Consider the following 1533-nt stretch of genomic DNA (forward strand, 5'->3'; position numbering starts at 1 on the left):
TTTTTTTGTTGGTGTTTTTGCTCGGGGGCCCCCGGCCCCCGGGGGGGGGGGGCCCGCACCCCGTCCCACCCCCCCCTCCCGCGCGTCCGCGGCCTCAGCCCTTCGGCAGCACCTCCGGGCCGGTCAGCAGGCCCTTCAGCTGCTGCCGGGAGAGCGGCGGCTCCGGCAGCAGGGGCCCCTGGGTGCCGGAGCCCTCGAAGCCGGTGCTGGAGCGTACGAGGAACTGCGAGCCGTCCTGCTGGGTGAGGCGGCCGACCAGTTCGGGCCCCCAGCCGACGTTGTCGTCGCCCTCGTAGTCCATCGAGTCGTGCCACGTCGTCAGCGTCCGGCCGTCCGGAAGCACTTCCCGGACGCAGTCGGCACGGGCCGGCTCCTGGCCGACCCGGACGCACAGGTCCTCGGCCGGATCGGCCGGGCGGCCCGTCTTCCGCTCCACCGCCTCCCGGCTCGCCAGAGTGAGCACGAGGTAGCCCACACCGCCGTCCCTGCGGAACGCGTAGTGCCCGTCCAGCGGCCCGAGGTACGTGGCACGGGCCTGTTCGGGCGTCGCGTTCTTGATGAGCGCGGCGAGGGAGACCTCCTCGATCTCCCCCACATCTCCCGGCAGGAGCGCCGCCAGCCGTTCGGCCTTCGTGGGCGCGGGGGCCGACGCCGTCGGGGAGCCGGACGGGCCGGGGGACGCCACCGTGGTGTGCGCGGGGTCCGCGTCGCCGCCCGTCCGGGGCAGGGCGAACGCCCCGGCGGCGACCACGGTGAGGGCGGCCGCCGAGACGACGGCCCGGCGGCGCCGGCGGACCCGGGCCGCCCTGGCGTACACCGACGCCGTGGAGAACGCGGGCTTCCCCGCCCCCTCGGCGGCACGGTCGAGCAGTTCACGGACGTCGTTCATACCCATTCCTCCACCATCCCGGTGCGCAGCGCTGCCAGGCCCCGAGCCGTGTGGCTCTTGACCGTGTTCGTCCTCATCCCGAGCGCTTCGGCCGTGGCCTCCACGCTCAGGTCCTCCCAGTAGCGGAGCACCAGCACCGCCCGCTGCCTGGCCGTGAGCCGGGCGAGCGCCGCCCTGACGACCAGCCCGGTATCCGTGTCGCCCGCGTCCTCCGGGCGGTCGGGCAGTTCGCCGTACGCCCGCTCCCGCCGCCAGAACCTCCGGCGGCTCGCGATGAACGTGTTGACCAGCGTCCTGCGGGCGTACGCCTCGATGTTGTCGAGCCCGCCGTGCCGTCGGCCGCCGAGGACGACCTTGACCAGTGCGCTCTGTACGAGGTCCTCGGCCTCGTGCCGGTCTCCACAGAGCAGATAGGCGCTGCGGAACAGCGCGGCGCGTCTGCCCTCCACGAAGTCGTGCAGCGCCGCGTCGTCATCGGCCCGCATTCCGCCGCCTTCCCGGGATCGGCATCGCCCCGCCCCTTCTCTCCCCGTCTCCTCGGCCCGCGCAGGCGGACCGTCTCACCCTTCCAGTGCGCCGGGGGGCCGGGCAGGTTGCGGACAGCGGCGAAGAGGGAGGGGCGGTACGGGCTCGATGGCCCGTAC

General features: G+C 74.4%; 2 protein-coding genes. Both read right to left on the minus strand.

Translation table 11 applies throughout. From position 1 onward, the window contains the following. Positions 1 to 94: 94 nt before the first annotated feature. Complete coding sequence (locus tag ACFWRV_RS36210) at positions 95 to 889, minus strand: hypothetical protein (protein WP_384340419.1); 795 nt, start codon at positions 887 to 889, stop codon at positions 95 to 97. Continuing rightward, positions 886 to 1374 carry a SigE family RNA polymerase sigma factor gene (locus ACFWRV_RS36215; RefSeq protein ID WP_384340421.1) on the minus strand — a complete coding sequence of 163 codons (489 nt, stop codon included), beginning with the start codon at positions 1372 to 1374 and terminating at the stop codon, positions 886 to 888. The genes ACFWRV_RS36210 and ACFWRV_RS36215 overlap by 4 nt, the downstream gene beginning before the upstream one ends. Between the last annotated feature and the right edge of the window lie 159 nt (positions 1375 to 1533).

Source organism: Streptomyces sp. NPDC058576, assembly GCF_042718715.1.
In the GTDB taxonomy this organism is placed as follows: domain Bacteria; phylum Actinomycetota; class Actinomycetes; order Streptomycetales; family Streptomycetaceae; genus Streptomyces.